Genomic DNA, 14,688 nt, shown 5'->3' on the forward strand with positions numbered 1-14,688 from the left:
GCTCATTGGATCACTCGTAGCCCTAGAAATCCAGGCCGCCCTCGCGAGCACCTTCAGCGAGTGCTGCGACTCTGCCATGGTATGCATAGCCACCACGGTCAAAGACAACCTGCTTCACACCTTTTTCCTGCGCTCTCTGAGCCACCAGTTTTCCAACTTCGCGCGCCAGAGCAACTTTGCGGTTGTCTGCGATGCCTGCGAGCTGTTCGAGCTGAGACTTTTTCTCTTTCTTGGGAGCTGCTACCATGGTAGCAGTAGCGCGGCCACCTTTCGCAGCCTTTTTGCCGCTGGCGGCTGGCGCCTCATTTGCCTGCTCTTCCACTACAACAGGAGCACTCTCCTGTTTCTCAGGCTGCTTAGGAGCAACTAGCTCGAAATTGCGTAACGTCTCGTCCAGGGAGGAGGCCGATACCAGTGTAATACCGGTGGCGTCATTTACAACCTGAGCGTAGATGTGTTGTCCGCTACGGAATACATTCAAGCGGGGGCGAGTCTCTGAGCCTTCGAGGTGGCGTCGAATTCGCTGGTGCCGCCGCAGCCTTGCCTGATTGGCATGAAATTTCTTAATCATGATACGTGAACAGAGACGATTATGCTATCTGCTCTTCCTTTACCGGAAGGACACAGGTAACAGTACTCTGCCCATCCCCTTTCTTCGAAATGCGCGATTGAGGGACTTGGAATACGTGGTCGGCACTACGTCTCCCTGGTTCAGCCCTCGCGTCGCGTCTTACGTTCTCATTTGGAACCAGATACAACCTCAAATTGCATCTCCCAGAGAAAAGTATAGCAAACTCTACCCTGGTTCTTGCAATAGGTACCGGGAGGACTCTGCGAGATTCCTCCCGGATGCCTTCTCTAGCGATATATAACGCTATTTACTTCTTCTTACCGCCAACCTTACCGGCCTTACCCGCTTTACGGCGAACAACCTCGCCGGCATAACGGATACCTTTGCCCTTGTAAGGCTCAGGCTTACGGATACGGCGAATGTTCGCAGCAAGTTGACCAACTTCCTGCTTATCGATGCCAGAAACGCTGACCCTGCTCGCCTTGGTGGCGGGATCATTACCCTCAATCTTGAGAGTAATGCCCTCAGGGGCAGATACCTGAACAGGGTGAGAATAACCAACCAAGAAGATCAGGTCTTTCCCCTGCTGCACGGCGCGATAGCCCACGCCGTGAATCTCAAGCATCTTGGTGAAGCCGCTTGTCACACCCACAATCATGTTATTGATCAGAGTGCGATAGAGGCCATGCTTCGAGCGATGCTCCTTGCTGTCAGAGGGACGGCTCAACGTAAGAGACCCATCTTCCAGCTTGAGCTGAAGGGCGGGATCTATCTGGCGTGTAAGTTCCCCCTTTGGTCCCTTCACCGTCACGAAGTTATTCTCAGTCCAGTTCACCTGCACCGCTTGTGGGACGGTGATAGGAGCACGTCCAATACGCGACATTCTAGCCTCCCTCTACCAAACGTAGCAGATGACTTCGCCGCCAACACCCTGCTTATAGGCGCTGGAACCGGTCATCAGACCCTTGGGTGTCGATATTATCGAGATACCCAGGCCACCACGTACGCGAGGAATCACGGCCTGTTTTGAATACACACGCAGTCCGGGCTTGCTGACGCGCTTCAACTGCGTAAGGACTGGCTTCTTGTCCACATAACGCAGTGTCAGGCGCAGGGTTCCCTGCGGGTTGTCCTTCAAGATCTCGATATCTTTAATATAGCCTTCTTCTTTTAGCACGCGCGCGATTGCCAGCTTCATTTTCGAGGCCGGAATCAGTACGCGAGTATGTCGTGCTGTAACCGCATTGCGAATGCGCGTCAGCATATCCGCAACGGGATCGGTCATGTTCATGGAATATCCTCCACTAAGCTTCCCAAACAACTTGATACCAAGACGTAGTACTCCTACATCATTTCGATCAAGCTCATCAGGAACAATTCGCGACTTTAGACTACCAGCTCGATTTTGTGACGCCGGGTAGCTCACCGCGCAACGCCCGTTCGCGGAAGCAAATGCGGCACAGGCCAAACTTTCTCATATATCCACGGGGTCGTCCGCAAACCTGGCAGCGGTTGTGATGCCGTACCTCAAATTTGGGTTTGCGCAGCGACTTCATAATCATTGACAATTTTGCCATCGCGCCCTCCAGCGTTACTTCTTAAAGGGCATGCCCATCAACGCGAGCAGTCTTCGCCCCTCTTCATCTGTATGAGATGTAGTGACAATACTCACTTCCATGCCACGCAGTTTGTCTACTTTATCGTAGTCGATCTCTGGGAAAACGAGCTGCTCACGCAGGCCCAGAGTATAGTTTCCACGACCATCAAACGCGTCTGCGGAGATGCCCTGGAAGTCGCGGATGCGTGGAAGCGCGACATTAATCAGCTTGTCAAGGAAGTGGAACATGCGCTCACCGCGCAGCGTCACCATACAGCCAATAGGCATACCTTCGCGCAATTTGAAGGCAGCTACTGAACGTTTGGCGCGTGTAACGACTGGGCGCTGACCCGTAATGGTAGCCAGATCGGCGACGGCGGCATCCATAGCCTTAGCATTCTGGATGACTTCACCCATGCCAATGTTAATTACAACCTTATTGACGGTCGGTACCTGCATAGGATTATTGTAGTTAAACTCCTTTTGCAGGGCAGGCACGACCTCCTGGCGATATTTTTCTTTCAAGCGTGAGGCCATAATGTTTAACTACTCCTCATCCGATCCTCAATAGCTTTGCCACAATGCTTACAGATACGTACCGGGCGCAGCTTTTGATCGGCTCCCATCGGGCGGCGCTCATGACCAACACGTGTTGGCTCATTGCACTCGGTGCATTTTAGCATGACATTCGAGACGTGGAGAGGCATCGCCTTTTCGATGATGCCACCCTGGCGCGTCTGGCCTTGCGGGCGAACGTGTTTCTTCGCGATATTCAGTCCCTCAACAATGACCTTGTTCACCTGAGGTAACGCCCGCGAAACCGTTCCTTCTTTTCCCTTGTCTTTACCAGTGATAATAAGGACGGTGTCGCCCTTCTTAATGTTCATCTTGGCAAGATGCAGGGGCTTCTTTTCTTTCTGTTTTACTGACATCTTTCCCCTCGTTAGAGCACTTCTGGCGCGAGTGAAACCAGTCTCATGAAGTTCTTCTCACGCAGTTCGCGGGCTACAGGGCCAAAGATGCGTGTACCCCGGGGGTTATTACCGGGAGCCAGGATAACTGCTGCGTTCTCATCGAAGCGAATGTGTGAACCATCACGGCGCACATATTCCTTAGATACACGCACGACCACAGCATCCACAACATCGCCCTTCTTCACCTGTCCGTTCGGAGCTGCGACTTTGACCGAGGCTTTGATAATATCGCCCACCTCGGCATAGCGCTTGGCCGAACCACTCATCACGCGGATACACATAATCTCTTTAGCGCCGGTGTTATCGGCAACTTTCAAGCGTGTCTGCGGCTGAATCATTTGTTCGTCCCTCTCTTACTCTACTCAGCCGACTCTTCAGCTTCCGCGGATGTCTCGCTCTGCGTCAGGTTGGGGTCAACCTCAGCCAGAACTTCTTCAACCGGGACGATACCACTACTGCTCTTGACAATCTCTACCAGGCGCCAGCGTTTGAGCTTGCTTATAGGGCTAGTCTCCTCGATACGAACGAGGTCGCCAATCTGGCAAGTATTATTCTCATCATGAGCATGGAAGTGCTTCGTCTGCTTGTAGGCTCGTTTATAGATACGATGCTTCTTCAGGGACTCGACCGACACAACAATGGTCTTGTCCGCTTTATTGCTGATGACATAGCCGACCTTCTGGACACGACGTGCCGTGGTCGAGCTAGTGGTGGCAACTTGCTCTGTCATGATTATTTTTCACCTTCCAACAACGTCAGGCGGTGCAGCAGACGCGCAATATCCTTCTTGGTCTGCGCGAAGACGCGGTTGTCCTTCACCTCGCCGCGCTGCTGCTGGAAGCGGAGGTTAAAGAGCTTCTTACGAAGTTCCTGAATCTCTTTCTGCGCCTCACCCTCGGTCATCTCGCTAATTTGCTTGCGACGTTCATTAAGCTTCGACACTCTCCGCCTCCTTTTTAGTGATAAAGCGGCACTTGACAGGCAGCTTATGAATAGCAAGGCGAATTGCTTCTTTCGCGATCTCTTCGCTGACGCCACCGATCTCGAAGATGATGCGACCGGGTTTAACCACAGCAACCCAGTGATCAACCGCACCTTTACCGCTACCCATGCGGGTTTCGGCAGGTTTGGCAGTGACAGGTTTATCAGGGAAGACACGGATCCAGACCTTACCACCGCGCTTCATGTAGCGGGTCATCGCGATACGAGCGGACTCGATCTGACGCGCTTCCATCCAACACGGCTCAAGCGCCTGAAGGCCAAAATCACCGAAGGCAATGGTAGCTCCGCGTGTCGCTTCGCCCCTCATGCGCCCGCGATGCTGGCGACGATACTTTGTTCTTGATGGTGCCAAAAGCATGGCTTCGCTCTCCTCTTACTCGCTCTGAGTGGCCTCAGTAGAACCGGTCTGGGGCTTATTCTCAGCAGGAGCGTTAGTCTGAGTCGGAGCCTGCGCTTGCTGCTTCGTCTCTTCAATCGCTGGCTGCTGACGCTCACCCTGTGGACGGGGTCCGCGCTCGCCTTGTGCGCGTGGTGGGCGCTGGCGCTGCGGTCGATCACCTTGTGGGCGATCACCCTGTGGACGGGGTCCGCGCTCTCCCTGCGGGCGTGGGCCGCGCGGGGGACGCTCACCACCACGTGTTCGGTCTCCTGATGGACGCTGACCACGTGGGCCGCCCTCGCCTCTGCGGCGATCTGGACGACGGTCGCCCTGTTCACGCGGGGTGGTAGGTGCAAATGGCTCCGCCTCGAGGCCTTCACGGCGTCTGCTCGGCAAGATATCCCCGCGATAAATCCACACTTTCACGCCAATGACGCCGAAGGTGGTACGCGCCTCGGCCAGACCATAGTCAATATCGGCACGCAGAGTATGCAGAGGGACCTTGCCCTCAACCTCTTTCTCTGAGCGGGCAATTTCTGCGCCACCCAGGCGGCCACCAACAATGATCTTGATGCCTTTCGCATTCGCGCGCATCGACTTCTGAACGGCTTGCTTCATGGCGCGGCGGAAGGAGACACGCTTCTCCAATTGATCGGCAATACTGCGTGCCACCAAGTACGCATCCAGCTCAGGCTGGCGGATCTCAATGATCTCAATGCGCACGCGCTTTTGTGTCTTGGCCTCAAGAGCCGTCTTGAGGCGTTCCACTTTCTCACCACTTTTGCCGATAACAATACCAGGCTTCGCGGTGTTGACCTTTACCAGCACTTGCTTGGGAGCAGCGCGCTCGATCTCAATTTTAGAGATCGCCGCATCTACTCGTGCCCCAGCCGAGCTGGAAAGCTCTTTAGTGATCAAACGGCGGATCTGGATATCCTCCGCCAGGATGTCTTTGTAGTTCTGCTCAGCGTACCAGCGTGACTGCCATGAATCCCAGCCTTTTAAGACGCCGAGCCGGAACCCGATTGGGTTTACCTTGTGTCCCAAAAGTGTCCTCCTTTTTAACGTCCCGCGTCAGACGGATCGTCGGAGACGACCACTGTTACATGACAGAAACGTCGCAATATACGAGCTGCACGACCATGCGATCGTGGCTTCACACGCTTAATGCGGAAAGAGTCATCCGCGACAATGTTAAGAATATACAGATCATCGGGATTGAGATTGTAGTTATTCTCCGCGTTTGCCGCAGCAGACGCCACTACCTTACGAACAGGAGTGGCACCCGCATTGGGCAGAAACTGAAGAATAGCCAGAGCCTCATTTACGCGAAGCCCTTTCACCGCGTTTGTGACCAGACGCATCTTACGCGGCGGAATTCCGATGTCCTTTGCAATAGCTCTGACTTGCATCTCTACCTCACCGACGTGGTCTTCTCATTTTTACCGCCCGCATGACCACGATAGTGTCGAGTGGGGGCGAACTCACCAAGTTTATGACCTACCATGTTCTCAGTAATATAGATAGGTACATGGGTCTTGCCATTATGTACGCCAATAGTCATCCCTACCATTTCAGGGAAGATCATCGAGGCACGCGACCAGGTTTTGATCAGGCGGCGGTCGCCGCTCTTACGCATGACCAGTACCTTTTTCCTGAGCGACTCGTGTATATACGGTCCCTTTTTCCTTGAGCGCGACATTCCTTACTTCCTCCTGCCCGCATTGCGGCGACGCACAATGAAGCGATTGGTCCTCTTATTCCTACGCGTTTTGTAGCCCATCGCAGGCTTGCCCCAGGGCGTCTGTGGCTGACCACCAATAGGTGCTCGGCCCTCACCACCACCATGAGGATGATCGCGCGGGTTCATTACCGATCCACGGACGGTTGGGCGGCGCCCCATATGGCGCGCACGACCAGCTTTACCGATATTGACGTTCTCGTGATCCGCGTTTCCGACCTGACCAATCGTTGCAATACACAGGATATGCACATTGCGCTGCTCGCCAGAAGGAAGGCGCAACAGAGCATAGTCGCCCTCTTTCGCCATAAGCTGAATACCAACGCCTGCGCCACGGGCAAGCTGGCCGCCGCGCCCACGCTCCAGTTCCACATTATGAATAGTGGTACCTGTTGGAATGTTCTTCAATGGCAGGGCATTACCAACCCTGATATCCGCTTCAGGACCCGCCTCTACACGGTCTCCGACCTTCAGGCCCAAAGGTGCGATGATATAGCGCTTTTCGCCATCAAGATAATGCAGAAGAGCAATATTGGCTGAGCGATTTGGATCATATTCAATTGCCGCAACCCTGGCTGGTACACCAAACTTATTGCGCTTGAAATCGATGATACGATAGGCGCGCTTGGCACCACCACCACGGTGACGCGTGGTAATTTTACCCTGATTGTTACGACCAGAATGTTTCTTAAGCGAAACGGTCAGAGACTTCTCTGGTCGTGTTTTGGTGATCTCCTCGAATGTCGAGACGGACATGCCACGACGCCCGGGAGACGTTGGTCGATACTGTCTGATTGGCATCTCTTCTATCCCTTACGCCTTCATAGCGTCGATTGTCTGTCCTTCTTTCAAAGTGACAATCGCCTTCTTCCATTCGCGGGCCGCTACTGGTCGAGGGGCGGCACCTCGTCGACGGATGAAGCGCGGCTTGCCAGGCATACGCATCACATTGACATGCTTCACCTGAACATTGAAAACCGTTTCGACCGCACGACGTATGTCAACTTTCGTCGCTTTCTTCGCCACTTCGAAGGTATACTGATTCTGCTCTTGCAGCCTCACCGTTTTCTCAGTGAGAATACCTCGGCGTAGTATCTCTGTGACTTCCACAGTGTGTTCCTCCTCGCCTACGCTTCGCTACTTGTTTCCGCTACGGTAGCTTCGTCGGCAATCTTGAGAGTGGCATCTTCCGCGCTCAGGCCTTCGCCAAAGACCAGTTCGATCCAGCGAACCGTCTTGCGCGGCATGACGACATAATCGTGCTTCAGCAGCTCAACAACATTGATCGAGGAGACATGCTGCACTTTCGCCGTAGGAATGTTGCGTGCAGATAGTACAACGTTCTCATCACGCACAGGCAACATCATCAGGACCTTTTTCCCCTCGCCTGCTGGCAAGTTTTTCAGCATTTCCAGCATTTCTTTGGTGCGAGGAGCCTCAAGTTGCAATTCATCCATAACGATCAAGCTCTGGTTGGCTACCTTATCGGAAAGCACCGAGCGAATCGCCAGGCGACGCATCTTCTTAGGTACATCGTGATGGTACGGATGTGGCTTAGGACCAAATACTGTACCGCCGCCACGGAACTGTGGTGCGCGTGTGCTACCCTGGCGGGCGCGACCTGTACCCTTCTGCCTATAAGGTTTTTTATTACCACCCGACACTTCACTGCGAGTCTTGGTTGAAGCTGTACCTTGACGGCGGTTGACCAGTTGTGCTGTGACGACCTGGTGCAAAACCGCCATGTTGGGAGTAACTCCGAACACCTGCTCGCTCAGTTCGAGCTGCTCTAAGGCCTCTCCGGCCATGTTATACACTGTAGTCGAGGGCATTTCGGTTACCTCATCACAAGCTTCTTAATCGTGAGCAAGCTGCCATTGGCACCAGGCACCGAACCCTTTACCACCAGCAGATTACGCTCAGGATCAGACTGAACGATTTGCAGTTTCTTTGCCGTTACGCGGGCATTTCCCATACGACCAGCCATGCGCGTGCCCTTCAGGACGCGACCTGGAGTCGTACCGGAACCAATGGAGCCAGGAGCGCGCAAGCGGTCCGACTGACCGTGTGTGCGTGGGCCGCCACGGAAATTGTGGCGCTTGACACCACCCTGGAAACCCTTACCTTTTGAGGTTCCCACGATGTCAACGGTCTCACCATCGGTAAACAGGCTCGCATCAAAGCTGGTTCCCAGCTCCACGCTTCCTGTATCTGTGCCTTCCTGCAATCCAACCTCGCGTAGCACCTTGAAGGGGCCAAGCTCTGGACCCGGGCGGCGCTGGCGGTTCTCTCTGATCTGGAGCAACTTGCGTACTTGCTTGCTCTGTTTCTCTTCGGTCTCGTCTTCTTTTTTCGCCTGCTGATCGACAGTTTGCAACTTCTTGCGCTGAGCCTTCAACAAGGGCAGGCTATGACCGAGATGTCCCAATTCCGGGCGAGTTGTATGTTTAAGGGTGGTTTCTTCGAAACCAATCTGCACCGCCTCATACCCATCTTTGGAAACGGTCTTTACCTGGGTTACGATGCAGGGGCCGACCTCAATGACGGTGACCGGAATGACGGTGCCGTTCGGTCCAAAGACCTGGGTCATGCCGATTTTCCTGCCCAACAATGCATCTAGCATACTTTTTTACCTCTTCATACTGCAGGAGCCCAAATGGTCAGTTCTTCGTCGCCTCTCGTTTAGAGATCGAGCATTAACGCTCTTATCCACCCTCCATGTCCAAATAAGACACACAAAATGGTTCCCATCCCTGCAACAACGCTTTACTGCTCCTCTTTGGCCTTCCTCACTGCTTACACAGTGGTTTTGACATGCCCTCAAATATGGTCTTGGGCACGTCTCTCACACCGCGAGCTAGAGCTTGATCTCAATGTCTACGCCTGCGGGCAGATTCAAATGAGTCAGGGCTTCGACAGTCTTGTTCGTATGATCGACAATATCAATCAGACGCTTATGCGTACGAATCTCGAACTGGTCGCGCGCGTCCTTGTCGATAAAGGTCGAGCGCATAACCGTGTACTTATCAATCTTCGTGGGCAGCGGCACCGGCCCTGAAACGCGAGCACCCGTGCGCTGAGCGGTATCCACGATTTGCATTGCCGATTGATCGAGAATGCGGTGGTCAAACGCCTTCAGGCGAATGCGAATGCGCTGCTTTGATCCCGTAGCCATGTTTTTTCTCCTGAAAGGTTCCCAACAATCAGAGAGGCTGTTTCCAGCCTCTCCTTATGGGTTTACCTTACCTTTATGCAAGAACCTTCGTGCAGATGCCAGCACCGACGGTGCGACCACCTTCGCGAATGGCGAACTTCACGCCCTCTTCCATCGCGACCGGTTGGATCAGCTCGACCGTCATCTCAATGTTATCACCTGGCATCACCATCTCCACTCCCTCCGGCAACTTGATCGATCCCGTCACGTCCGTTGTGCGGACATAGAACTGAGGACGATACCCGTTGAAGAATGGCGTGTGACGACCACCCTCTTCCTTCGAGAGCACATACACCTGCGCCAGGAAGTTCTTGTGCGGCTTGATCGAGCCTGGCTTCGCCAGGACCTGACCACGCTCGATGTCCGTGCGCTCAACACCACGCAGCAAGCAGCCGACGTTGTCTCCCGCCTGGCCCTCGTCCAGCGTCTTCTGGAACATCTCAACACCGGTCACCACCACCGTGCGGATGTCCTCTTTCATGCCGATGATCTCTATGTTCTCACCGACCTTCACGACACCACGCTCGATACGACCCGTCGCCACGGTACCGCGACCCTTAATGCCGAAGACATCTTCTACTGGCATCAGGAACGGCTTGTCCGTCGCGCGTGGGGGCGTTGGGATGTACTCGTCCACCTGGTCCATCAGGTCCCAGATGCACTTGGCATCCGGATCGTTGCGGGTCAGATCGCCTTTGCTCTCCAGCGCCTTGAGGGCCGAGCCACGGATGACAGGCACATCGTCGCCAGGGAACTGATAGCGTGAGAGCAACTCACGGACTTCCAGCTCGACGAGCTCAAGGAGCTCCTCATCTTCCATCATGTCGCACTTGTTGAGGAAGACGACCATCGCCGGAACCTCAACCTGCTGTGCCAGCAGGACGTGCTCGCGCGTCTGAGGCATGGGACCGTCAGGAGCGCTGACCACCAGGATGGCGCCGTCCATCTGAGCGGCACCGGTGATCATATTCTTGATGTAGTCGGCGTGACCAGGGCAGTCCACGTGAGCGTAGTGGCGCTTCTCGGTCTGGTACTCCAGGTGAGCAATCGAGATGGTGATACCGCGCTCGCGCTCTTCGGGGGCCTTGTCGATCTGGTCGAAGGCCGTGTATTTGGCAAGCTGAGCAGAGGCCAGGGTCTTGGTGATGGCCGCGGTCAGGGTCGTCTTGCCATGGTCGATGTGTCCAATGGTACCCACATTAACGTGGGGCTTTGTACGCTCAAACTTCTGTTTAGCCATTATGTTTAATCCTTTTAAACTTCTTTTTGTCTTCTACCTTACCGTAGAAGCATTCGTCCTGTTAGAGGGTTGCGTCCTGACCCGGTTGGCCTGTCCCTGAGTTCGGCATCGGGCAGGTTCCTCTTAGTCTTGAGCCAAAACACGCAAAGGAGATTGTACTCTCTTATGGCACTCTCTGACAAGTATGTAGGAAGGTTTGGGGGCTCATCGAGTTCCACTTGTTCACATACCATCAGTATATACTTGCAAGTGGCACAGATTCCACCGCTTCGACCATCCCCGCCAACCTATTTTTCAGCACTCGTCCGCCGCTTGCAGCGATCCAACACCACAAGCGGCGGATACGATTACCTTTGCATTGCTACGAATCAGGCTTGAGATTTAGCGGCTTGACTTCGCGATAATCTCTTCAGCGATGTTCTTAGGAACAGGATCGTAGTGAGACAACTCCATCGAGTAGCTCGCACGTCCGCTCGTCATCGAACGCAGCTCATTCACGTAGCCGAACATTTCAGACAGGGGGACATGTCCCTTCACCACATGATAGTCACCACGTGTTTCCATACCAAGGATAGTACCACGGCGGCGGTTAAGGTCACCAATCACATCGCCATAGAAATCCTCAGGAGTTGTGACTTCCACAGTCATAACTGGCTCCAGCAGGACGGGCCCAGCTTTGCGAACCGCTTCTTTGACGCCAATCGAGCCAGCTATTTTAAAGGCTGCCTCACTGGAGTCAACATCGTGATATGAACCATCATAGAGAGCGACTTTCACGTCAATCACCGGGAACCCAGCGATAATGCCGTTATCCAACGCCTCTCTTACGCCTTGCTCGGTTGGTTTGACGTATTCCCTCGGCACGGTACCACCAACGACCTCGTTAACGAAATCATTGCCTTTACCACGCTCGTTTGGCTCAACACGCAGCCAGACATCACCATACTGACCACTACCACCAGTCTGGCGGACATGGCGACCTTGCGCCTGTGCCGTCTTGGTGATGGTCTCACGATAAGCCACCTGCGGGCGACCAACGTTCGCCTCGACTTTAAACTCGCGGAAGAGGCGATCCTGAACGACTTCCAGGTGTAACTCACCCATACCTGCGATGATCGTCTGACCAGATTCTTGATCAGTGTGAACATGGAAGGTTGGATCTTCTTCGGCCAGCTTTCCAAGCGCTACGCCCATCTTTTCCTGATCGGCGCGAGTTTTCGGCTCAATCGCGATCTCGATAACCGGCACAGGGAACTGGATTTTTTCCAGGACAATCGGCTTGGACGCATCTGAAAGCGTATCACCGGTAAAGGTGTTGCGCAATCCAACGGCGGCACAAATGTCTCCTGCTCGAATCTCGTCGATATCTTCGCGGTGGTTAGCATGCATACGCAGAAGGCGACCAACGCGCTCAGTCTTACCCTTCGTGCTATTCTCTACAGATGCACCCTTCTTCAAGGTGCCAGAGTAGATGCGAACATAAGAAAGGCGACCAACGAAGGGATCGGAGACGATCTTAAAGACCAGGGCACTCAAAGGTGCATTATCATCAACTTCGCGGGTCTCTTCCTGCTCCGTGTCAGGATTGATGCCAGTGGGTAGCGCGATATCAATAGGCGAAGGCAGGTAGTAGATGACGGCATCAAGCATAGCCTGGACGCCCTTGTTCTTGTAGGAGCTACCGCAGAGCACTGGCACCAGCGCGTTAGTGATGGTGGCCTTACGCAGCGCGGCGCGAATCTCCTCAGCAGAAATCGCTTCGCCCTCAAGATACTTCAGGGTCAATTCTTCATCGGTCTCCGCAACACGCTCAACCATTGTATCGCGATGTTGTTGTGCCTCGTCCTTCAGCTCATCTGGAATCTCGTTGATGATAGGAGACGCGCCCTTTTCATCAGTGAAGGTCACAGCCTTCATCTCAATCAGATCGATGAAACCCTTGAAATCGCTCTCACGCCCCAGGGGAATCTGAATCGGCACAGGCACCGCGCTCAAGCGCTCTCTGATCATATCAACCGTGCGCCAGAAATCCGCACCAGTGCGATCCATCTTATTGACATAACAGATACGAGGAACGTTATATTTATTTGCCTGACGCCAGACAGTCTCTGACTGTGGCTCGACACCAGCAACGGCGTCAAACACAACAACGCCGCCGTCGAGAACGCGCAGGTTGCGCTCGACCTCAGCCGTGAAATCGACGTGGCCTGGGGTGTCAATAATATTGACATGGTGACCATTCCAGGAACATGTCGTGGCTGCTGATGTAATCGTGATACCACGCTCCTGCTCCTGCGGCATCCAGTCCATAGTCGCGCCACCCTCATGTACCTCACCGATGCGGTGAATACGCCCGGTGTAGTAAAGGATGCGCTCAGTGGTGGTTGTCTTACCAGCGTCAATGTGAGCGATGATACCGATATTGCGTGTTTTTTCGAGTGGGAATTCTCTAGCCATGATGTTATTATTTACCAGCGATAATGAGCGAAGGCCCTATTGGACTCCGCCATCTTGTGGGTCTCCTCACGTTTTTTAATGGTGGAACCTTGACCCGCCGCAGCGTCCATCAACTCATTGGCCAGCTTCTCCGACATTGTTCTGCCGTTTCTTGAGCGTGCAGCACGAATGAGCCAGCGCATTGCCAGCGCACCACCACGGTCTCTGCGGACTTCCACAGGCACCTGGTAGGTTGAGCCACCAACACGGCGGGGCTTTACCTCGATACTGGGTGTGGCATTTTTCAATGCCTGTTCAAACACCTCAATGGAAGGGCGCTTCTGCTTAGCTTCAATGGCGTCCAGCGCATCGTAGAGAATACGCTCAGCCAGGCTCCGCTTACCATCAACCATCATTTTGTTGATGAAGCGAGCCACGTTACGGCTTTTGAATTTTGCATCCGGCACATCAGGCCGTCGCACTACTCTCTTACGTCTTGGCAATTTCTGCCTCCCTTTCAGCCATTCAGACGCGAAGCAAACATACCCTAGAATATCTTCGGCTAGTAGGAGAAATCAGCGCATCCCTCTGGCCCATTTTCCCTATTGTCGCTGCTTCGTAGATCTCTGAATGCTATTTTGTCCTCTTCAAACCATAAAACCGACGCTCGCGCGTCCAGTGCAAGATATGCTTGTGCCTCACAAGAGCGCCTCGCTCCGCATCAGCGAGGGCAAGTTTACAGACACCAGAAAAGGCGTCGAGCCAAACGATTAAGGCTAATTCTTGCTTTCCGCCTTAATCTCTCTCTGACGCCTACACGCGGGCGCCTTTCCTTATTCCCCACTCGCTCCAATCAGGGAGACGTATGAGAACCATAGTCATCTCGATATATCCTATCATCGAGCACACTATGATCAGGAGGACACCCGACTATCACCATGTTTCAGCCACGGTGACCGTGATAGCTAACCTACCATGAAAAGCAGGTCATTGGCGCGGACTTGATGACTACTCCAGCTTACCCTGGCATTCCCATCAAGCCGCGGCTTGCGGGTAATACTAACGCAACCGGGCAGCTTAGCGCTTGCCTTTGGCTGGTGCCGCAGCCTGTCCAGGCTTCGGACGCTTCGCTCCATACTTCGAGCGACCCTGGCGACGCTTTGAGACACCATCGCTGTCCAGGGTACCACGAACAATATGATAACGCACACTCGGCAGGTCTTTCACACGACCGCCGCGAATGAGAACGACGGAGTGCTCCTGCAAGTTGTGCCCCTCACCAGGAATATATGCGGTAACTTCCATCTGGTTTGAAAGGCGAACACGAGCAATCTTACGCATTGCCGAATTCGGCTTCTTTGGGGTCATCGTACGCACCTGCGTGCAGACTCCACGTTTCTGTGGGGACCCGCGTAGGCGCGATGTTTTATTCTTCAGCGCGTTGTATGAGTACAGCAGCGCTGGGGCCTTAACCTTTTTCTGTTTTTGCTTGCGGCCCTTCCGGATCAATTGATTGATTGTCGGCAAGGAAAGA

22 protein-coding genes are annotated in these 14,688 nt (G+C 53.9%); all 22 read right to left on the reverse strand.

Going from position 1 to position 14,688, the window contains the following annotated elements:
- Positions 1 to 22 precede the first annotated feature (22 nt).
- On the reverse strand, positions 23 to 571 hold the full coding sequence (locus K3T82_RS49855) for a 50S ribosomal protein L18 (protein ID WP_420799259.1): 549 nt from the start codon (positions 569 to 571) through the stop codon (positions 23 to 25).
- 307 nt (positions 572 to 878) lie between these two features.
- Positions 879 to 1,454 (reverse strand): 50S ribosomal protein L6, encoded by a 576-nt coding sequence (gene rplF / locus K3T82_RS10815; RefSeq protein ID WP_220193481.1) that lies wholly within the window; start codon positions 1,452 to 1,454, stop codon positions 879 to 881.
- Positions 1,455 to 1,466: 12 nt separating this feature from the next.
- Positions 1,467 to 1,862, reverse strand: coding sequence for a 30S ribosomal protein S8 (gene rpsH, locus K3T82_RS10820; RefSeq protein WP_220193482.1), 396 nt, complete (start codon positions 1,860 to 1,862; stop codon positions 1,467 to 1,469).
- A 100-nt stretch (positions 1,863 to 1,962) separates the two neighbouring features.
- Positions 1,963 to 2,148 carry a type Z 30S ribosomal protein S14 gene (locus tag K3T82_RS10825; protein WP_220193483.1) on the reverse strand — a complete coding sequence of 62 codons (186 nt, stop codon included), beginning with the start codon at positions 2,146 to 2,148 and terminating at the stop codon, positions 1,963 to 1,965.
- Positions 2,149 to 2,162: 14 nt separating this feature from the next.
- Complete coding sequence (rplE, locus tag K3T82_RS10830) at positions 2,163 to 2,705, reverse strand: 50S ribosomal protein L5 (RefSeq protein WP_220193484.1); 543 nt, start codon at positions 2,703 to 2,705, stop codon at positions 2,163 to 2,165.
- A 5-nt stretch (positions 2,706 to 2,710) separates the two neighbouring features.
- Positions 2,711 to 3,055: a 50S ribosomal protein L24 gene (rplX, locus tag K3T82_RS10835; protein ID WP_220195098.1), complete on the reverse strand. Its 345-nt coding sequence runs from the start codon at positions 3,053 to 3,055 to the stop codon at positions 2,711 to 2,713.
- 56 nt (positions 3,056 to 3,111) lie between these two features.
- Positions 3,112 to 3,480 carry a 50S ribosomal protein L14 gene (gene rplN, locus K3T82_RS10840; RefSeq protein WP_220193485.1) on the reverse strand — a complete coding sequence of 123 codons (369 nt, stop codon included), beginning with the start codon at positions 3,478 to 3,480 and terminating at the stop codon, positions 3,112 to 3,114.
- A 20-nt stretch (positions 3,481 to 3,500) separates the two neighbouring features.
- Positions 3,501 to 3,872 (reverse strand): 30S ribosomal protein S17, encoded by a 372-nt coding sequence (gene rpsQ, locus K3T82_RS10845; RefSeq protein WP_220193486.1) that lies wholly within the window; start codon positions 3,870 to 3,872, stop codon positions 3,501 to 3,503.
- Between the two features lie 2 nt (positions 3,873 to 3,874).
- Positions 3,875 to 4,084 carry a 50S ribosomal protein L29 gene (gene rpmC / locus K3T82_RS10850; protein ID WP_220193487.1) on the reverse strand — a complete coding sequence of 70 codons (210 nt, stop codon included), beginning with the start codon at positions 4,082 to 4,084 and terminating at the stop codon, positions 3,875 to 3,877.
- Positions 4,071 to 4,502, reverse strand: a complete 432-nt coding sequence (gene rplP / locus K3T82_RS10855; RefSeq protein ID WP_220193488.1) for a 50S ribosomal protein L16 — start codon at positions 4,500 to 4,502, stop codon at positions 4,071 to 4,073. Before rplP ends, rpmC begins: the two co-directional genes overlap by 14 nt.
- Positions 4,503 to 4,517: 15 nt before the next feature.
- The gene (rpsC, locus tag K3T82_RS49860) at positions 4,518 to 5,570 is read right to left on the reverse strand and encodes a 30S ribosomal protein S3 (RefSeq protein WP_220193489.1); all 1,053 of its coding nucleotides are present in this window, start codon (positions 5,568 to 5,570) and stop codon (positions 4,518 to 4,520) included.
- A gap of 14 nt (positions 5,571 to 5,584) precedes the next feature.
- Positions 5,585 to 5,935: a 50S ribosomal protein L22 gene (gene rplV / locus K3T82_RS10865; protein WP_220193490.1), complete on the reverse strand. Its 351-nt coding sequence runs from the start codon at positions 5,933 to 5,935 to the stop codon at positions 5,585 to 5,587.
- A gap of 2 nt (positions 5,936 to 5,937) precedes the next feature.
- Entirely contained in the window at positions 5,938 to 6,225 is a 288-nt protein-coding gene (gene rpsS / locus K3T82_RS10870; protein WP_007908588.1) for a 30S ribosomal protein S19, read from the reverse strand.
- A 3-nt stretch (positions 6,226 to 6,228) separates the two neighbouring features.
- Entirely contained in the window at positions 6,229 to 7,065 is an 837-nt protein-coding gene (gene rplB / locus K3T82_RS10875; RefSeq protein WP_220193491.1) for a 50S ribosomal protein L2, read from the reverse strand.
- A gap of 12 nt (positions 7,066 to 7,077) precedes the next feature.
- Positions 7,078 to 7,374 (reverse strand): 50S ribosomal protein L23, encoded by a 297-nt coding sequence (gene rplW, locus K3T82_RS10880; protein ID WP_220193492.1) that lies wholly within the window; start codon positions 7,372 to 7,374, stop codon positions 7,078 to 7,080.
- A gap of 17 nt (positions 7,375 to 7,391) precedes the next feature.
- A complete protein-coding gene (gene rplD / locus K3T82_RS10885) occupies positions 7,392 to 8,096 on the reverse strand; it encodes a 50S ribosomal protein L4 (protein ID WP_220193493.1) in 705 nt (234 codons plus the stop codon).
- Between the two features lie 5 nt (positions 8,097 to 8,101).
- Entirely contained in the window at positions 8,102 to 8,887 is a 786-nt protein-coding gene (rplC, locus tag K3T82_RS10890) for a 50S ribosomal protein L3 (protein WP_268886626.1), read from the reverse strand.
- Positions 8,888 to 9,121: 234 nt separating this feature from the next.
- On the reverse strand, positions 9,122 to 9,439 hold the full coding sequence (gene rpsJ, locus K3T82_RS10895) for a 30S ribosomal protein S10 (RefSeq protein ID WP_220193494.1): 318 nt from the start codon (positions 9,437 to 9,439) through the stop codon (positions 9,122 to 9,124).
- A gap of 73 nt (positions 9,440 to 9,512) precedes the next feature.
- Positions 9,513 to 10,718: an elongation factor Tu gene (tuf, locus tag K3T82_RS10900; RefSeq protein ID WP_220193495.1), complete on the reverse strand. Its 1,206-nt coding sequence runs from the start codon at positions 10,716 to 10,718 to the stop codon at positions 9,513 to 9,515.
- Between the two features lie 381 nt (positions 10,719 to 11,099).
- Positions 11,100 to 13,175, reverse strand: a complete 2,076-nt coding sequence (gene fusA / locus K3T82_RS10905) for an elongation factor G (RefSeq protein ID WP_220193496.1) — start codon at positions 13,173 to 13,175, stop codon at positions 11,100 to 11,102.
- 11 nt (positions 13,176 to 13,186) lie between these two features.
- Entirely contained in the window at positions 13,187 to 13,657 is a 471-nt protein-coding gene (gene rpsG, locus K3T82_RS10910; RefSeq protein ID WP_220193497.1) for a 30S ribosomal protein S7, read from the reverse strand.
- A 574-nt stretch (positions 13,658 to 14,231) separates the two neighbouring features.
- Positions 14,232 to 14,681: a 30S ribosomal protein S12 gene (rpsL, locus tag K3T82_RS10915; RefSeq protein ID WP_007908613.1), complete on the reverse strand. Its 450-nt coding sequence runs from the start codon at positions 14,679 to 14,681 to the stop codon at positions 14,232 to 14,234.
- Positions 14,682 to 14,688 lie beyond the last annotated feature (7 nt).

Source organism: Ktedonospora formicarum, from assembly GCF_016587355.1.
GTDB lineage: Bacteria > Chloroflexota > Ktedonobacteria > Ktedonobacterales > Ktedonobacteraceae > Ktedonobacter > Ktedonobacter formicarum.